This window comes from Clostridium akagii DSM 12554 (assembly GCF_000686725.1).
Classification (GTDB): Bacteria; Bacillota; Clostridia; order Clostridiales; family Clostridiaceae; genus Clostridium_I; species Clostridium_I akagii.
On record NZ_KK366009.1, the window covers coordinates 172821 to 189729 of the forward strand.

19 protein-coding genes and 1 other annotated feature are annotated in these 16909 nt (G+C 29.9%); of the genes, 18 read left to right on the forward strand and 1 reads right to left on the reverse strand.

The window, feature by feature from the left end:
- The first annotated feature begins 140 nt into the window (after positions 1–140).
- The 9 genes from BR66_RS0121860 (at position 141) to truA (ending at position 8498) form a co-directional block, all read left to right on the forward strand.
- Positions 141–1859, forward strand: a complete 1719-nt coding sequence (locus BR66_RS0121860) for a methyl-accepting chemotaxis protein (protein WP_026884819.1) — start codon at positions 141–143, stop codon at positions 1857–1859.
- 191 nt (positions 1860–2050) lie between these two features.
- The gene (locus BR66_RS0121865; RefSeq protein ID WP_026884820.1) at positions 2051–2692 is read left to right on the forward strand and encodes an NAD(P)-dependent oxidoreductase; all 642 of its coding nucleotides are present in this window, start codon (positions 2051–2053) and stop codon (positions 2690–2692) included.
- A 345-nt stretch (positions 2693–3037) separates the two neighbouring features.
- Complete coding sequence (locus BR66_RS0121875; RefSeq protein ID WP_026884821.1) at positions 3038–3877, forward strand: HAMP domain-containing protein; 840 nt, start codon at positions 3038–3040, stop codon at positions 3875–3877.
- 35 nt (positions 3878–3912) lie between these two features.
- A complete protein-coding gene (locus tag BR66_RS0121880) occupies positions 3913–4065 on the forward strand; it encodes a hypothetical protein (RefSeq protein ID WP_242841204.1) in 153 nt (50 codons plus the stop codon).
- 306 nt (positions 4066–4371) lie between these two features.
- Positions 4372–4794, forward strand: coding sequence for a flavodoxin family protein (locus BR66_RS0121885; protein ID WP_026884823.1), 423 nt, complete (start codon positions 4372–4374; stop codon positions 4792–4794).
- Positions 4795–4839: 45 nt separating this feature from the next.
- Positions 4840–5454 carry an anthranilate synthase component II gene (locus BR66_RS0121890; protein ID WP_026884824.1) on the forward strand — a complete coding sequence of 205 codons (615 nt, stop codon included), beginning with the start codon at positions 4840–4842 and terminating at the stop codon, positions 5452–5454.
- Between the two features lie 53 nt (positions 5455–5507).
- The gene (gene pabB / locus BR66_RS0121895; RefSeq protein ID WP_026884825.1) at positions 5508–6878 is read left to right on the forward strand and encodes an aminodeoxychorismate synthase component I; all 1371 of its coding nucleotides are present in this window, start codon (positions 5508–5510) and stop codon (positions 6876–6878) included.
- On the forward strand, positions 6879–7631 hold the full coding sequence (locus BR66_RS0121900; RefSeq protein ID WP_026884826.1) for an aminotransferase class IV: 753 nt from the start codon (positions 6879–6881) through the stop codon (positions 7629–7631).
- Positions 7632–7760: 129 nt separating this feature from the next.
- On the forward strand, positions 7761–8498 hold the full coding sequence (truA, locus tag BR66_RS0121905; RefSeq protein ID WP_026884827.1) for a tRNA pseudouridine(38-40) synthase TruA: 738 nt from the start codon (positions 7761–7763) through the stop codon (positions 8496–8498).
- 164 nt (positions 8499–8662) lie between these two features.
- On the opposite strand, the gene BR66_RS0121910 is transcribed toward truA, so the two are convergent.
- Positions 8663–9466: a pirin family protein gene (locus tag BR66_RS0121910; RefSeq protein WP_035796858.1), complete on the reverse strand. Its 804-nt coding sequence runs from the start codon at positions 9464–9466 to the stop codon at positions 8663–8665.
- 230 nt (positions 9467–9696) lie between these two features.
- Here BR66_RS0121910 and BR66_RS0121915 point away from each other — a divergent pair, with 230 nt between their 5' ends.
- From BR66_RS0121915 to BR66_RS0121955, 9 genes are all read left to right on the forward strand, one after another.
- Entirely contained in the window at positions 9697–10680 is a 984-nt protein-coding gene (locus BR66_RS0121915; protein WP_026884829.1) for a D-isomer specific 2-hydroxyacid dehydrogenase family protein, read from the forward strand.
- A gap of 161 nt (positions 10681–10841) precedes the next feature.
- Positions 10842–12017: a UDP-galactopyranose mutase gene (gene glf / locus BR66_RS0121920; RefSeq protein WP_026884830.1), complete on the forward strand. Its 1176-nt coding sequence runs from the start codon at positions 10842–10844 to the stop codon at positions 12015–12017.
- Positions 12017–13036, forward strand: coding sequence for a glycosyltransferase family 2 protein (locus tag BR66_RS0121925; protein ID WP_026884831.1), 1020 nt, complete (start codon positions 12017–12019; stop codon positions 13034–13036). Before glf ends, BR66_RS0121925 begins: the two co-directional genes overlap by 1 nt.
- 118 nt (positions 13037–13154) lie before the next feature.
- Positions 13155–13493 carry an arsenate reductase family protein gene (locus BR66_RS0121930; RefSeq protein ID WP_026884832.1) on the forward strand — a complete coding sequence of 113 codons (339 nt, stop codon included), beginning with the start codon at positions 13155–13157 and terminating at the stop codon, positions 13491–13493.
- A gap of 68 nt (positions 13494–13561) precedes the next feature.
- Positions 13562–13805, forward strand: a binding site (T-box leader).
- A 115-nt stretch (positions 13806–13920) separates the two neighbouring features.
- Entirely contained in the window at positions 13921–14430 is a 510-nt protein-coding gene (locus BR66_RS0121935) for a tryptophan transporter (protein ID WP_026884833.1), read from the forward strand.
- Positions 14431–14641: 211 nt separating this feature from the next.
- Positions 14642–15157, forward strand: a complete 516-nt coding sequence (locus BR66_RS0121940) for a GNAT family N-acetyltransferase (RefSeq protein WP_026884834.1) — start codon at positions 14642–14644, stop codon at positions 15155–15157.
- A gap of 93 nt (positions 15158–15250) precedes the next feature.
- Positions 15251–15943 carry an SPOR domain-containing protein gene (locus BR66_RS0121945; RefSeq protein ID WP_026884835.1) on the forward strand — a complete coding sequence of 231 codons (693 nt, stop codon included), beginning with the start codon at positions 15251–15253 and terminating at the stop codon, positions 15941–15943.
- Between the two features lie 106 nt (positions 15944–16049).
- A complete protein-coding gene (locus BR66_RS0121950) occupies positions 16050–16304 on the forward strand; it encodes a DUF4321 domain-containing protein (RefSeq protein WP_026884836.1) in 255 nt (84 codons plus the stop codon).
- A gap of 11 nt (positions 16305–16315) precedes the next feature.
- A complete protein-coding gene (locus tag BR66_RS0121955; protein WP_026884837.1) occupies positions 16316–16903 on the forward strand; it encodes a Maf-like protein in 588 nt (195 codons plus the stop codon).
- Positions 16904–16909 lie beyond the last annotated feature (6 nt).

Below are 16909 nucleotides of genomic sequence, written 5' to 3' on the forward strand. Positions count from 1 at the left end.
TGGGAAAAACATATAAAATATTGAAATATGGTATAATCGAATTAAGTTATAAAAGTAAAAATTGTCATCATAGGAGGAGCCTGGGATAACTTAGCTAAATAAAATTATTACAATTCATTTAGAAGATAAGGAGCGTTAAAATGAAATTTTTTGTGAATTTAGGCGTAAAGAAAAAGCTTATATTAGTATTTTTAGTGATTTGTATTTTTATTGGCTTAATAGGAGTAGAGGGAATATTAAGTTCATCGAAAATTAATAAAGGATCAAAATCTATTTACAGTGATAGTTTGATATCAATTAAGGATTTAGAGGAAATTAAAGGAAATCTAAATGAGATTAGAGCTGATATGCTTAGAACTGTTTTTGAAAGAGATAAAACAAAATTAAATGACCAAATAAATAATGTAAATAATTTAACAAGTTTGGATGTAAAATCTCAAAATGAATATGAAAGTATACCATCCACATCAACAGAAGAGGATAAGGCCTATAATAATTTTAAGAATGATTTAATAAAATATAGAGATGCAAGAACAAAAATTATTGAACTAGTTCAAGCTAATAATTATGATGAGGCAGTTAATGTTTATAATTCACAGCTTGAAGTAATAAGAACATCCATGGTAGAAAATTTAAAACAATGTATTAGCATAAATCAGAAATTAGCTGAGAATGCAAATTCAAATAATATAAATGCATTTAACTCTGCTAAGAAAACGATTTTAGTATGCACATTAGTGTCGTTTCTAATTGTAATTTTTATGGCCTATATATTAAGTAAAAATATAATAAATCCATTAATCAAGATAAAAAGTTTTGCAACCAGATTGTCTTCTTATGATTTTTCCACCCCAATTACTATTACAAGAAAAGATGAGTTTGGGCAAACAGGGGAAAATTTAAATACAGCACAGCAAAATATTAAAGAATTAGTAATGGAAATAATACATAATTCTAGTAATATAAATGAATCTTCTGAAGAACTTTCAGCAATAGTTCAGGAAATAACATCTAAAATAGAAATTATATACGTTTCAACAGTGGAAATAAATAATTCTGTTCAAGAAACTAGTTCTACATCAGAAGAGATAAACGCATCAGTTGAAGAGGTCAGTTCAAGCATGGAAGAATTAGCTTCTAAGGCTATGGAAGGCAGTAATAATGCATCTAAAATCAAAGAAAAAGCAAAACAAGTTCAGATATATGCTAAAGATGTTTTGGAAAAAAGTGGAGGTATTTATCAAGAAAAAGAAAAAAATATATTGACAGCTATAGAAGATGGAAAAATTGTTAGTGAAATAAAAATCATGGCAGATGGAATTGCATCCATTGCGGAACAGACCAATTTACTTGCTTTAAATGCTGCAATCGAGGCAGCTAGAGCAGGCGAACAGGGCAAGGGGTTTGCAGTAGTTGCAGATGAAGTAAGGAAGCTTGCAGAGCAATCCTCACAAACTGTAAATACTATTCAGGGCACTATAATAAAAGTTCAAGACGCATTTAAAAATTTATCAGTAGATAGCAATGATATACTTAAATTCATTAGTGAAAATATTAATCCTGTGCTACAAGAATATGCAAAATCAGGTAAGCAATATGGCGCTGATGGTGAATTTGTAAGCTCAATGTCAGAGGAAATCTCATCTATGTCAGAGGAGATAGAGGCAACAGTGAGTCAAGTTAGTATGGCCATTCAAACTTTGGCAGAAAATGCACAGCTTTCTGCAGAAAGTACTGGAGACATTCAAAATAGTATTGATGAAACATCAAATGCTATTGTGAGAGTGGGAGAAACTTCAAAAACGCAAGAAGAGCTTTCGCAAAAACTTAATGAATTGGTACAGAAGTTTAAATTATAATTTTTTATATTACTTTTGCTAAATTAGGACTATACTATATTTAACGGCACTTATTGTGATGGAACACATAACTCCCTTTAGTACAAGGAAGGGAAGCATATGCATTTTCAGAGCCTATGCATTTTGCATAGGCTCTATTTAAAGACTATAAGTACACTACATAAATAAAAAATACAAGGAGGGAATTAATTATGAAAATTGGAATTATAGGAGCAAGTGGAAAAGTAGGTAGCCTTATATTAAAAGAAGCAAAAGACAGAGGACATAATGTAACAGCCATAGTAAGAAATGCATCAAAACTTATTGATAAAAATCTTACTATATTAGAAAAAGACGTATTTGAATTAAAATCAGATGATTTAAAACTATTTGACATTGTAGTAAATGCATTTGGTGCACCTGTTGGAGAAGAAGGACTTCATGTATTAGCAGGAAGAACTTTAATAGATGCAATGAAAGGAGCGCCTAATACAACATTAATAGTTGTAGGTGGTGCAGGAAGTTTGTTTGTGGATGAAGAACAAACAACTCGGTTACTAGAAACACCAGAATTTCCTAAAGAATTTTTTGCCACAGCATTTAACCAAGGAAAAAATCTTGAGGATTTACAAGCTACTAGGTTCATTAAATGGACATTTATTAGTCCAGCTGCATTTTTTGACCCAATAGGAAAAAGGACAGGTACTTATAAAACAGGTAAGGACAATATGATTCTGAATTCAAAAGGAAAAAGTTATGTAAGTTATGCAGATTATGCTATTGCTGTTGTAGATGAAATAGATAGTCAAGACCATATAAATGAGAGATTTACAGTTGTTTCAGAAGCAGAGTAGTAATAAACACTCTAACAATATGACATAAACTATTGAGGAATTTCAGTGGTTTGTGTCATTTTTTTTTGTATGGTAAGGTATCATAAATAATACTGGATAAACTAATTATTTTTTTACCTTTGTTTACAGTTTGGCAATATTTCTATTATAATATTATGGAATATATGATTTCTAAATTTAGGGTGGTTTGCGTTATGGATAAAACTATACTTGTTATTGAAGATGAAGAAGATATAAGTGATATAATAATCCATTATATTAAAATGGAGAGTCAATAATAAAGACGGTTTTTGGTGTTGGATATAAAATGATATGAAATTATTGATTATGATAGAAGGTGCGAATATGAGGATGAAATTTTCAATTAGATATAAATTCACCATAGGATTTCTTCTTATTTTTTGTCTGTGTTTTACATTCATCACCATATTCATAAATAATATAGTTATAGTAAATAATGAGAAAGTAATAAGTAATGAGCTACTAAGTTCACAAACAGACATAAATACATATCTTAAACAGTTTCTTATGATAAATAGTATAAAATCTAATTCAGGTGAATTTGAAAAAAAATCTAGCGATATAGGGGCTGCGTTATCTTCCAAGCTAAACACTAGAATTGTATTATATAAAAAAGATGGAAGTTTACTTTTAGACACGGATAATAGTAATGGAAATATGTTTTCAGATTCTGGAAAGTTAATAACAGATAGTTTTATGGATTTAAAGTCCGCAGTAAAGGGACAATCTGCATATAAGATTGTAAAGTTAGATAAGACCTATAAAGTTATTTTTTCAGAGCCTTTGTATATAGATAAAACTACATTGGGAGTTTTAAGGTATACAGTAGATTATACAGAATTGTTTCAGAATGGTAATAATCTTGTGATTAAACTAAAGGTTTTTATGCTATTCATGTTTTTTATATTTTCCATACTTCTTTCTACCAAAATCATTATTCCAATCATTAAATTAAACAAAAGTGCAAAAGAGATCAGTAATGGTAATTTTAATATTGATGTATTTATAGAATCCAATGATGAAATTGGAGAATTAGGGCAAAGTTTTAAAATAATGAAGGGGAAAATAAAAGAACAAATAGAAACTATAAAAAAAGACAGGGATGGTTTAATTAAACTAGGGGGACATAGAAAGGTGTTTTTGATAATGCCACTCGCGAAATGAAAACTCCATTAACAATAATAGATGGATATGCCCAGATGATTTTAGATGAATGTAACGCCGATGAAAAACTTATTATTAGTGCTGCGTCTAAGATAAAAAGGCAATCTAATAAACTTAATCACGTAATTGTAGATATTTTAGAGATGGTGGAAAAAAAATATTATTTCTTACAGGTAGAAAAGCTATAGAAAAAAATAGCTACACATTTTATGATGAACAGCAGGTGAATATCATTAGTTTTAAATAGGGAAAATTACTATTTAAAGATTCAGATAGAACAAAAGCATCTATTTAGTTAGGTGCTTTTGTTATGATTAAATTTAAAGTAAATTCATTTAAATAATAATGCAACAATGATATAATTATCAAAGGTGAAAAAAATTGTGAAGGCGTAATGAACCATTCTCTTATGCCATGAGAAAAAAATTGTATAGGTATCTTTGTAATTGGGCATTTAAAACGAGTTGTAAAATAAAATTTTAGGAGATGGCATTATGAATTATAAAGTTGTGTATTTTTCAAAAACTGGGAACAGCAAAAGGGTTGCAGAAAAGATAGGTGATAAGCTTTCTTGTGAGGTTACAGAAATTACAGATAACCAAGATTGGAAGGGTGTTTTAGGATTTTTAAAAGGCGGATATTATGCTATGACAAAAAAGAATGTTGAAATAAAAATCAATAAGAAATCAACTGATGCCGATGAAATTATTGTAGTTTCTCCATTATGGGCTAGCGGCGTAGCACCTGCAATTAAAAGCTTCTTAGAAACTACCAAACTAGATAAGGTGCATTTAGTTGTAACTTCTACAGGAAGTAAAGTAAAAGAACGGGAAGGTTTTAAATCAGTTAGCGATGTTGTTAAGAAGAACAATGATGAAGATGCTGTCATTGATAATCTTATAAAAAGTTTAGTATAAATTAATTTTTTGCAAGTAGTATATATAGTTGGAATGGAGTAATATATGTTTTTAATAATTGATAATTATGATTCTTTTGTATATAACTTGGCAAGGTATTTTGAGGAAATAAATGAGAAAGTACTTATTTATAGAAATGATAAAATTTCAGTTGAGAAAATTAAAGATATAAATCCTGAAGGAATAATAATTTCACCAGGACCCAAAAGTCCAAAAGAGGCAGGAAGTTGTCTTGAAATTATTGAGCAATTTAAAGAAAAAATACCCATACTAGGAATATGCCTTGGTCATCAAGCAATTGCTCAGTGTTTTGGTTGTGAGATAATTAAAGGAATAAAACCTGCCCATGGAAAGATAAGTGAAGTGTTCCACAATGGACAGGGTGTTTTTAAAGGTATTAAAAACCCTTTTAAAGCAACAAGATATCATTCGTTGATTGTTAAGACTTGTACTTTGCCGAGTACATTATATGTCACGGCTGAAACTAAGGATGGGGTTATTATGGGAATAAAACATAATAAATATTGTTTAGAAGGTGTTCAGTTTCATCCAGAGGCAGAGTTAACTGAATTCGGGCATGAAATCCTTGAGAACTTTGTGAATGAGGCAAGAATATATAACAATGTACTTGAACAAAATAAACTAGTATATAATGACTAGTTTATTTTGTTTTTACATGTCTAATTCTAAGAAATAGATTGGAGACAAGCAATTTGAAAGTAATTTTAGAGAAAATAGTTACGAAATTAGAACCATTTGAACTATATTCTGTATTTAAAGAAGAAATCAATACAGTGTTTTTGGATAGTGGAAGAGATTATGAGATTATAGGTAGATATTCTTTTATTGGGGTTAATCCTTTTATTACAATCAAAGAAAAAGCTGGTATTGTATGGATAGATGGAGTAGAGGTTAAAGGGGACATATTTTATAATTTGCAAAAAATACTACAAAAATATAAGATCGAGAATTACACCGAAATCCCTTTTATAGCTGGGGGAATTGGATATTTAGCATATGATTTGGGGAGAGAAATTGAAGTTTTACCTAGCAATGCATTAGATGATGTTATAATTCCACAGGTGTATTATAATTTTTATGACAATTTGATTATTATAGATAATTTAAAAAAACAAACGTTCGTATCGGCACTTGGTATTTTAAATGGAGCTATGGAAAGTATTGAAGATATAAGAATAAAAATTCGAAACGGTAAAGAAGTTGAATATAAATCGGTAACAAAAATTATAAAAAAGGAAAATTTTAAATCTAATTTTACTAAAGAAAAGTATTTAGAAGCAGTTGATAAGGTTATAAACTATATAAAAAATGGAGATATATACGTGATGAATTTAACTCAAAGATTTCATTGCGATTATATAGGTGATTCTTATGAACTTTACAAAGACTTAAGGAATATAAGCCCAGCTCCTTTTTCTGCGTATATGAAATTAGAAGGTTTTGAGATAGCGTGTTCTTCACCAGAAAGATTTTTAAATGTGGCTAACAAAATAGCTAATACTAGACCAATTAAAGGTACAAGGCCAAGAGGAACAGACCCAGAGCAGGATGATTTATTGATTCAAGAACTTAAAAATAGTGAAAAAGAAAAGTCGGAACTTCTTATGATAGTGGATTTAGAAAGAAATGACTTAAGCAAGGTATGCCAGCCTAATTCAGTTAAAGTAACTGAGCTTTATAAAATTGAAACATATTCCACAGTACATCATTTAGTGGCAAATATAACGGGTAGACTAAAAGATCAGTATAATGTTATTGATTGTATTAAGGCTTGTTTTCCAGGAGGATCAATTACTGGAGCACCTAAAATACGATCCATGGAGATTATTGAAGAATTGGAGGATGTTCGAAGAAATCTTTATACAGGATGCATTGGGTATCTTGGTTTTGATGAGAGCACAGATTTAAACATAGTAATAAGAACTATTCATTTAAAGCAAGGTAAAGCTTATTTTGGAGTAGGTGGAGGTATTACTTATGAATCAGAACGTGAATTTGAGTATGAAGAGACATTACAAAAGGGAATTGCATTGATGAGAGTACTTAGTAATGGAGAGGATTAAATGGTAATTAACTTAATAAATTGTGATAAGAAGAAAGTAGAATTTGATAGTGGATTTTATTTTGGAAAAGGATTATTTGAGACGATTTTAGTTTTGAAGAATCCGGCTTTTTTAGATGAACATTTAAATAGACTAAATCAAGGATTAATAAAATTAGGAATTAAAAATATAGTTTCTAAAGAAATGGTGCTGGAAGAACTTCATGGAGTGGAAAATTGTGCTGTGAAGATAATGGTATCAGATAAAAATATAGTTTTTACAAGAAGAGATTTATCATATACAAAAAATCAATATGATATGGGGTTTAAAGTTAAACTAAGTAAGTTAAAAAGGGATCCACAGAGTCATATGGTTTACTTAAAAAGTTTTAACTATATGGATAATATCATTGAAAGAGAGCTAGCAATAAAAGAAGGCTATGATGAGGTCTTATTTATGAATACTGAAAATCTATTAGGTGAAGGTAGCATTTCTAATGTTTTTGTAATCATGGAGGATTCTATATTAACGCCATCAATTGAGTGCGGAATTTTGAACGGAACAGTGAGAAATTTTATTATTAGAAAATTAGGGATAAAGTATAATATCATAGAAGGTAAGTTTTCGTTAGAAAAAATAAAAAAATGTAAGGGTATGTTTATTACTAATAGTTTGATGGGAATAATGTGGATAAATTCTTTTAATGAAATAAACCTTATGAAGACCAAGATTTATGAAGAAATAAGGAATTTTTATGAAGACTTTGAAAAATAGTAATTTGTCTTAGGTTATACTGTTGTTTTTCAAAGAAAGTGTTATAATAAGCTTTGTGAATAATAATTTATACTTGATTTTAAAAGATCAAAAGTAAGGGAAAAGAAAATAGATTAAGGGTGGTACAAAATGAGAAATATTAAAATGACAGTTCAGTATGATGGAAGTAGATACAATGGGTGGCAAAAACAAAAGCAAGGAGAATCAACCATTCAATTTAAAATAGAAGCCGTATTAACTAAAATGGCAGAAGAAAAGGTTATGGTAGTAGGATGTGGAAGAACTGATGTAGGAGTTCATGCTGAAAATTATGTAGCGAATTTTCATACTAATTGTAAGTTTACTATTGATACTATGCTTGACTATTTATATGAGTTTTTACCTGAAGATATAGTAGTGAAATCTCTAGAAGATGTTGGGGAAAGATTTCATGCAGGATATAATGTGAAATCAAAAACTTATGTTTACACAATAAATAATAATAAATTTAGAGATGTGTTTACTAGAAGGTATGTTTATCAAATTGAAGAAAAATTAAATTCAAATGAAATGAAAAAAGCAGCAGAAGTATTAATTGGGGAACATGATTTTAAGGGGTTCACAAACTTAAAAACCGACACTAAAACTACTATTAGAACTATAAATTACATAAATATAACACAAACAGATGGCATAATAGAGATAGAATTTAATGGAGATGGATTTTTACTTAATATGGAAAGAATTATTGCTGGTACGCTAATAGCAATAGGTAGTGGCAAGATTAAAATCTCTGATGTTGAAAAGGTATTAAATGAAAAGAAAAGAGAAGAATTTGGGCCAATTGCTAAGGCTAAAGGACTATGCCTTAAGAGTGTTGAATACTAAAAAAATCAGTGATAAGGTACACAATTTGGCATTTGTAATGTAAAACTATTTGTAATTATTGTAAATGGTTAGGGATGTAAGTAGATTTGTTCACACAAATCTACTTACATCCCTATTTTATTGAAATTTGTGATAATGCATGAATTTACTTCTTGTATTGTAACTCATAGGGTTCCATCATTTGCATCATCCACGGCTTGAATTATTTCATCCATAGTATTCATAACAAAGGGACCATAACGAACGATTGGCTCATTTATTGGATCAGCACTCATAAATAAGAAACCTGCGTCTTTTCCTTGAACGCGTACTTTGTCAAAATCAGAAATAATAGCCATATTTCCAGCAGTAACTTCTATTTCTTTATCTGCAATAATTTTAACTTTTCCAGTATGCACATAAATTAAATTAGTTATGCGAAGCTCTTTTTCAAAAGTGCCATGGGTTAATCTCACATCAAAATAATTTACTGGAAAAATTAATTCAATAGGGCCGACGGTACCATTATAATCACCAGAAATAATTTTTACAGTAACACCATCTTCTTTAACTAAAGGCATAGTTGCATTGGTTAAATGCCTGTATTTGGGAGCCATCATTTTATCTTTTGCAGGCAGGTTTATCCAAAGCTGATATCCCCAAAGCTGGCCATTTTCCATGGCAGGCATCTCTTCATGAATAATACCTTTGCCAGCTGTCATCCATTGAACTTCACCAGCATTTAAACTTCCATGGTGTCCTTTGGAATCCTTATGTGTAAAGCTTCCTTCTACCATATAGGTTATAGTATCAAAACCTCTATGGGGATGCATAGGAAATCCAGCAATATAATCATTTTTGTCCTCACTTCTGAACTCATCTAGTAATAGGAAGGGGTCAATATCTTCTAACTTCTTAGTTCCAATTACACGATTTAGATGTACACCTGCACCATCGGTAACATTTTCACCATAAACTACTTTTACCATTTTGAACACTTCCTTATTATTTAATATTATTAAGTTACTTTATATTAGTATATTACAATAAGTGTTTATAAATGTCAAGGAAATTCAATAAAGTAGCGATATAAAACTAGAAGGAAAAATTTTCAAAAGTCCATATTTTTTAAAAGGTAAGAATGTTGTTTTATGTTATAATACAAGTATATATATAATTTTTTATATGTAATCAATAGTAAGAAAGGAAGCAGAAAAAAATGAGAATATTAGCGTATAGTCATAGAAAAGATGAAACTATATACTTTGAAGAGTTCATGAAAAAATACAAAATCGAAGTTGTGTTATGTGATGATGAACCAACAATGGACAATGTAAATTTGGCAAAAGGATTTCAGTGTATAAGTATTATAACTACTGAAATTAATTCTGAATTGATAGATAAATTTCATGAAATTGGAGTGAAATTTATATCTACTAGAACAATAGGATATGATCATATAGACATAAAAAAAGCTAAAGAAATAGGCATTGGGGTGGGGAATGTGACCTATTCCACAAATAGTGTGGCTGATTATACAATTATGATGATTCTTATGGCAACACGAAAAATGAAAGCTATTATTGAAAGTAGCAATGTTCAAGATTATTCGTTAAAAGGTGTTCAAGGTAAGGAATTGCATAACTTAACAGTAGGTATTATTGGTACCGGAAAAATTGGGAAAATGGTAATTAAGCATTTAAGTGGTTTTGATACAAAGATGTTGGCTTACGATTTATATGAAAATGAAGAGACTAAGAAATATGCAGAGTATGTATCATTAGAAAAACTTTTTACAAGCAGTGATATTATTACCATGCATGTACCTGCAACAAATGATAATTACCATTTAATTAATAAAAAAGCTATAAAGCTTATGAAAGATGGCGTATTTATTATTAATACAGCTCGTGGATCTCTTATTAATACTGATGATTTAATTGAAGGTATCGAAGAGAAAAAAATTGGTGGAGCGGCATTAGATGTCATTGAACATGAAGGAGATATTTATTATAAAGATTTGAAAGGTCAAATATTAGCAAATAGAGAGCTAGCAATTTTAAGATCTTTTCCCAATGTAATATTGACGCCCCACACAGCATTTTACACTGACCAAGCTGTAAGCGATATGGTAGAGCATTCTATTTTAAGCTGTATTTTATTTATGGAAGGAAAAGAAAATCCTTGGAAAGTTACTATTTAAAATTAGGGATTTTATTGACAATAACATAAACAAAGATTATGATAAAAAATAAGTAAGTGTTTATTTTTTTATTTGATGTACAGTGATAATGCATAATTAAATCAAGTATATAATTTTCAACATAATACATAATAAGCAATGAATGGAGGAAACACTAGCAGATGAATAACACATATGATTGTCTAGTAATAGGCTGTGGACTTGCAGGTGCGGTGATATCTAGAGAACTTGCAGAGACACAAGGAAAAAAGGTATTGATAATTGAAAAAAGAAGTCATATTGGAGGCAATACATACGATTTTTTAAATGAAGATGGTATACTAGTTCATAAATATGGACCTCATATATTCCACAGCGGGAGCAAGCGAGTATTTGATTATATTTCCCGCTTCACTCAGTGGAGAGATTACTCTCATGAGGTTCTTGCGGATATTCATGGGACACTTATGCCAGTTCCATTTAATCTAAATTCTCTTTATATGGCATTTGATTCTGAAAAGGCAAGTAGACTTGAGAAAAAGCTAGTTGCTACTTATGGCACGGATAAGCGACTGACAATTTCACAATTGCGGGATCAGACAGACAGTGAACTAGTTGAACTTGCTGACTTTGTTTACAACAATGTATTCCTCCACTATACTGAAAAACAGTGGGGTGTTACTCCTGACCATATAGATCCATCAGTTATAGCAAGAGTTCCTATACTAATTTCACGTGACAATAGATATTTTCAGGATAAATATCAAGGAATTCCGTCTAATGGGTATACTTCACTTTTTGAGAAGTTACTGAAGCATCCTAATATAGATTTACAACTTGATACAGATGCAAATATGGTTTTAAAGATGATTGGTAATGATATACTTTTTAATGAAAAACCATTTAAAGGAACAGTGGTATACACAGGTGCCTTGGATGAGTTTTTTGACTGTCGTTTTGGTAGGTTACCTTATAGAACGTTAGATTTTTTATTTGAAACACATGATATGACTTGGTATCAGTCAAAAGGCACTATTAATTACACAGTGGATAAGCCATTTACTAGAATTACTGAATTCAAGCATTTAACGGGCCAGAATATTCAGGGAAAAACTACTACTATGAAGGAATATCCAAGGGAATACACAGGCAATGAAGGTGAAATACCATATTATGCTATACTTAACGACGAAAATTTTGAGCTTTACAGAAAATATAAAAAGCTTACAGAGGGATGCTCTGATTTTCATTTACTTGGTAGGCTAGCAGAATATAAATACTATAACATGGATGCAATCATTGAATGTGCGTTAAAACTAGCGGACCATATGATTGGCGTAGAGAAAGGAAAAGATTGATGAAGATAATAACATTTACAGTACCCTGCTATAATTCAGCAGCGTACATGGATCATTGTATAAAGACACTAATTCAAGGTGGAGAAGATGTAGAGATAATACTTGTGGATGATGGTTCTTCTGACGATACAGCTAAAATTGCTGATTATTACGCTAGCAATTACCCTAGCATAATAAAGGTTATACATCAAGAAAATGGAGGACATGGGGAGGCTGTAAATACTGGCATTAAAAATGCAAAAGGTTTATACTTCAAAGTTGTAGATTCTGATGATTGGCTAGATGTTCCTGGAATGTTAAAAACTATATCCGTTCTAAAGGAGCTTCAAGGGCATGAAAAACAATTAGACATGATGATTTGTAATTATGTATATGAGCATTCAGAGGATAATACTAGCCATACGGTTAATTATAAAAACGTGTTGCCACAGAACTGCTTGTTTGGATGGAATGATGTGGGCAGGTTTAGGGTGTCACAGTACATTCTTATGCATTCTGTGATTTATAGGACAGCACTTTTGCATGAATGCGGACTTGTGCTACCTAAACATACTTTTTATGTGGACAATCTTTTTGTTTATCAGCCATTGCCATATGTTAAAACACTTTATTATATGGATATTGACCTTTATAGATATTTTATCGGCAGATCAGATCAGTCTGTAAATGAGAATGTTATGATAAAACGTATCGACCAGCAGCTTCGCGTAAACAAACTTATGATTGATTTTTACTGTAATATGAAGGAAAGACCTAATAAACGTTTAGACAGCTATATGAAAAAATATCTATCGGTGATGATGACAATTTCATCTGTACTGCTTCTGGTTTCTGGAACTAAAGAAAATCTTAAAAAGAAAACAGATTTGTGGTTATATTTAAAGAACAGCGATGAAAAATTATATCGCCGGATGAGATACCGCTTGCTTGGTACAGTATCAAATCTTCCTGGCACTGCAGGAAGAAAACTAACTAAACATGCTTATCGTTTAACGAGTAAGAGGTACAAATTTAATTAAATCATTGATATGGCATCTGAAAGGAAATAGCTAGCCCACACTGGTAGCTATTTTTTTGAAGATGCCTTATTAAAAGCATAATATAGTTGGGTCAAAAATGCCTAAGGGGAGCAAAGGGATGAATATTCAAATTTTTGGCATTAAAAAATCTTTTGATACACAGAAAGCTGAACGATATTTTAAGGAAAGAAAAATCAAGTATCAATTCATAGATTTAAAACTTAAGGAAATAAGCAAAGGCGAATTACAAAGTATTAAATCTGAAATAGGTATCAATAATTTGATAAATAGCAAATCTAAAGAATATAAGAAATTAAATATTGAGTCAATTAGAAGTAGTGACATAAAAGAAGAAATACTTTTAAACAATCCAAAACTTTATATAACCCCCATTGTTAGAAATGGGAAACTAGCTACTGTTGGATATGAACCTCTAGTTTGGGATAAATGGGAATAATAAAAATGACTTTAAAGGTATTGACAATGGTTTTTAATATGTTATTATGTATACAAGAAATCAATGTAATAAATCCATTGACAAGGAAGAGTAGTCATTCTGTTTAGTCAAAGAGAGCTGAGGGTGGTGGAATCTCAGTACGACAACGATTGATGAATGGACCTTCGAGGAGTAAACCGAAATTCTCTTAACTTAGAGAAGAGTAGTGGTTATCGTTTGCCGTACGTTATAACGGATAGAATATTTTAGTATTCGAATAAGAGGTGTTTAACACAATTTAGGTGGTACCGCGGAAGTATCTCCGTCCTAATGTATAATTTAGGACGGAGTTTTTTTATGCAAATTTATAATAATATTTTATTTAAACAAGAGTAATTTATATATTTATCAAAAATAAATCAAATAAAGAGACGGGGAGAAAAACATTATGAATATAAAAAAATTGGTTATAAATTCTTTACTTTTAGCAATAGGTGCAATATTAAGCCAGATGACGCCACCACTTGTTTTGGGTATGAAACCAGACTTCTCTTTAGCATTATTATTTATAATAATACTTTTGAATAATGATTACAAGACTTGCTTATGTACAGGAATTGTTGCAGGGTTATTAGCTGCACTTACAACAACTTTTCCAGGAGGTCAATTACCTAACATAATTGACAAAATAATAACTACCAATATTATGTTCTTATTTTTAATGCCAATAAGAAATGTACTGAATAATCAAATAAAAATACTTATAGTTACTGCGGTGGGGACAATTGTTAGTGGAACTATATTTTTAACTTCAGCGTTTTTTATAGTTGGGCTTCCAACAAGCTTTAGACTATTATTTTTATCCATTGTGATTCCTGCTTGTGTAATAAATACAGTTGTATCAGGTATTTTATTTAATGCAATAAACATAGCTTCCAAAAGAAAAATAGGCATATAGTAAACCTTGTGTTTAGCTATGATAATACAAACACAAAATTAACTATAAATCTTCATAGTTAATACACCAAATTTGGTGATGCTCCAAGTAAGTTTGATTTCCATCAAACTTACTTGGAGCATTTTTATATTTACGCTGCAAAATATATTAAAATCAACGGAGGAAATTTTAATCCTATGTAGAATTAAAATATTAGAGAAGAGGTGTGTATATGTTTGAGGTTTCTATAAATTATAAAGACATAAATATATCTAATGTTGTAATGGATGATTTAAATTGTATACAAAAATGGTTTAATAAAAAAAATAATCTTGTATACTATGGAAATGATGACTATTTAGAAATTAATGAAATTAATGAAATATTTTTAGAATATTATATAAGTGAATCTGAAATTTTTCTTAAAATTCTTAAAGACAACGCTTTGATTGGCATATTTAAAGGAAGAATTGAATTCAAGGATGAAAATATTATATGGATTTCATGTTTTGTTTTAGATTGCTTTTATTTAGATAACAATGAAGGCAATATCATATTGGATAAAATATTGAAATTTTTTTTACATAATTATGGTATAAAGGAGTTTCTCATAGGTATTTCTGTGAAAGAAAAAAAAACATTAAACCTATTAATGAGTAATGGATTTAAATTAGTTAGGATAAGTAATGATTTTTTCATAAATAGCCAGTCTAGTTCAAATGCTATGATAATGAAAAGAAATATATGATGTTAAAACTCAAATTAATGTCGATTTTTTTTTAGAATAATTTCTCTCATGAAAAATATGATTAATAGTAGTAATGTATTGGGAGATGAGAGAATGAGATATACACGATACGATTTAAAAAAGAAACAAGGTGGCAATAAATATTTTATAATAATATTAATAATTATATTATTAGTGGCATTGTCTATTGGTACTGTAGTGTCCAAGCTATTGCTAAAAAATAGTAAATATCTAAATGGAACAGTTAGTAGCAAAACAACCAGTGTGTCTAGTAATACATCAAAGAACTCTGAATATGTTTTTTTGCAAGGTGGGATTTTTTCCAAAAAAGAATATGCCGACGAGCTTACGAAGTCGTTAGGGGCCATTGGAAATCCAATTGAAATTAATGATGGTGGAAAAATAAGGGTTATTTTCGGAATGTACAAGAGGGGAGAATCATATACAAGTGCAGTGAAATTATTAACTGATAATAAGTTTGATAGTAGTGAAATAAGTTATGACATAAATATTGGTGATATATGTAACTCGGAAATAGTAGAAATTATAGATGCTAATTTACAAATAATTAGTAAATTAAATGATAAGGATGTCAAATCCGTACAATTGCAAGCGTTAAAAAAGTGGAAAAACAATTTAAAAAAAGTTGAAGGTGATTATAAAAATAAGAAGGTGCTACTGGAATTAGAAAAGTATATTGATAAGCTTCCAGAAAGCTATAGTAAAAACAATACAAATGATAGTATTCAATTTATGTATACTGAATTTAAAAAAATGGCTAAATGAGAATAAACACAAAAAAAATTGTTAATAACTTGTGAAATACTTGTTTAACGATACATTAAATGATAAACTGTATTAGATGTATAAACAATTTGGGGGATATGGGGATATGTTAGCGAAAAACTCAAAGTATTTCATATTTGTTATTTTATTAGGAGGAATATGTGGAACTATTTTAGGTGACTTAATTGGCACACGTTTTTCAAACTTTGTTTTTTTAAAGAGTGCATATACCATAGGTACAAGTAAACCTCTTATTTTAGATTTAAAAATTATGAGTTTAACCCTTGGAGTAAGTTTTAATATCAATATAATGACTATAATTGGTATAGTATTGGCAATACTATTATATAGAAAACATTAGGAAGTGGAAGAATGAAATTTATTCTAGCATCAGCTTCTGAAAGAAGGATAGAGCTCCTTAGTAGAGTTATCAAAGATTTCAAGGTGATTCCAAGCGATTTTGATGAACAAACAATTAAATTTAATGGTAGTGTACCAGAATATGTTATGAAACTTTCTAAGGCAAAAGCAGAGGCAGTTTCAAGCGCCACCTACGCATTTAGTGAATCTGATGTTACTGTTATTGGTTGCGATACGATTGTATCAATAGATAACCTTATATTAGGAAAACCAAAAGATAAACAAGATGCTTTTAGGATGATCAAGATGTTAAGTGGAAAAGTGCATAGTGTATATACGGGTATTACGATTATTAATGTAAATTTTGATATAATTAAATGTGACTATGCCTGCACGAAAGTTAAGTTTTCAAACTTATCAAATCAGGACATAGAAAAATACTTATGTTTGGAAGAATACGAAGATAAAGCGGGGGCCTATGGAATACAAGGTTATGCTGGGGTATTTGTTGAAGCTATAGAAGGGTGTTTTTATAATGTTGTAGGATTGCCACTTAATAAGCTAAATAAAATGTTTGGGGAGATGGGAATAAATCTATAGAGAAGG

What these genes read in the sequence shown, in the direction of transcription:
- BR66_RS0121935 (WP_026884833.1), top strand. Translation starts at nt 13,921, where the DNA reads ATGAATATAAAAAAATTGGTTATAAATTCTTTACTTTTAGCAATAGGT.
- BR66_RS0121885 (WP_026884823.1), top strand. Translation starts at nt 4,372, where the DNA reads ATGAATTATAAAGTTGTGTATTTTTCAAAAACTGGGAACAGCAAAAGG.
- BR66_RS0121860 (WP_026884819.1), top strand. Translation starts at nt 141, where the DNA reads ATGAAATTTTTTGTGAATTTAGGCGTAAAGAAAAAGCTTATATTAGTA.
- BR66_RS0121930 (WP_026884832.1), top strand. Translation starts at nt 13,155, where the DNA reads ATGAATATTCAAATTTTTGGCATTAAAAAATCTTTTGATACACAGAAA.
- BR66_RS0121880 (WP_242841204.1), top strand. Translation starts at nt 3,913, where the DNA reads ATGATTTTAGATGAATGTAACGCCGATGAAAAACTTATTATTAGTGCT.
- BR66_RS0121950 (WP_026884836.1), top strand. Translation starts at nt 16,050, where the DNA reads ATGTTAGCGAAAAACTCAAAGTATTTCATATTTGTTATTTTATTAGGA.
- BR66_RS0121915 (WP_026884829.1), top strand. Translation starts at nt 9,697, where the DNA reads ATGAGAATATTAGCGTATAGTCATAGAAAAGATGAAACTATATACTTT.
- BR66_RS0121925 (WP_026884831.1), top strand. Translation starts at nt 12,017, where the DNA reads ATGAAGATAATAACATTTACAGTACCCTGCTATAATTCAGCAGCGTAC.
- BR66_RS0121945 (WP_026884835.1), top strand. Translation starts at nt 15,251, where the DNA reads ATGAGATATACACGATACGATTTAAAAAAGAAACAAGGTGGCAATAAA.
- BR66_RS0121890 (WP_026884824.1), top strand. Translation starts at nt 4,840, where the DNA reads ATGTTTTTAATAATTGATAATTATGATTCTTTTGTATATAACTTGGCA.
- BR66_RS0121940 (WP_026884834.1), top strand. Translation starts at nt 14,642, where the DNA reads ATGTTTGAGGTTTCTATAAATTATAAAGACATAAATATATCTAATGTT.
- BR66_RS0121910 (WP_035796858.1), bottom strand. Translation starts at nt 9,466, where the DNA reads ATGGTAAAAGTAGTTTATGGTGAAAATGTTACCGATGGTGCAGGTGTA.
- BR66_RS0121900 (WP_026884826.1), top strand. Translation starts at nt 6,879, where the DNA reads ATGGTAATTAACTTAATAAATTGTGATAAGAAGAAAGTAGAATTTGAT.
- BR66_RS0121955 (WP_026884837.1), top strand. Translation starts at nt 16,316, where the DNA reads ATGAAATTTATTCTAGCATCAGCTTCTGAAAGAAGGATAGAGCTCCTT.
- truA (WP_026884827.1), top strand. Translation starts at nt 7,761, where the DNA reads ATGAGAAATATTAAAATGACAGTTCAGTATGATGGAAGTAGATACAAT.
- BR66_RS0121875 (WP_026884821.1), top strand. Translation starts at nt 3,038, where the DNA reads ATGAGGATGAAATTTTCAATTAGATATAAATTCACCATAGGATTTCTT.
- BR66_RS0121865 (WP_026884820.1), top strand. Translation starts at nt 2,051, where the DNA reads ATGAAAATTGGAATTATAGGAGCAAGTGGAAAAGTAGGTAGCCTTATA.
- glf (WP_026884830.1), top strand. Translation starts at nt 10,842, where the DNA reads ATGAATAACACATATGATTGTCTAGTAATAGGCTGTGGACTTGCAGGT.